Annotated in this window: 1 pseudogene; it reads left to right on the top strand. The window is 64.1% G+C overall.

The window, feature by feature from the left end:
- Nucleotides 1–266: pseudogene (locus AC0L3B_RS38900) on the top strand (5,10-methylene tetrahydromethanopterin reductase); the annotation flags it as partial.
- Between the last annotated feature and the right edge of the window lie 60 nt (nucleotides 267–326).

The following is a 326-nucleotide window of genomic DNA, read 5'->3' on the forward strand; positions in this document are numbered from 1 at the left end:
GTGGCTTTGGCCCGCTGTTTGTCGGCGGTCCGCAGACGGTGGCGGATCTGCTGCAGGAATGGGTGGAGGACACCGATGTGGACGGCTTCAACCTGGCCTATGCGCTGACTCACGAAACTTTTGTCGACGCAGTGGAGTGGCTGGTGCCGGAGTTGCAGAAGCGGGGGGTGTACAAGACCGAATACGCCCAGGGTACCTTGCGTGAGAAGTTGTTTGGCGCCCGGATGGTCCGGACCGAGCCGCGCACCGTCGCCACTTGTGGATGATCTTCGGCGCCGGGCCACCGCGCGGGTTTTGCACCGCTGGCTCGGACGAACGTGGCTGCT

The organism is Bradyrhizobium sp. Kon56, from assembly GCF_055807635.1.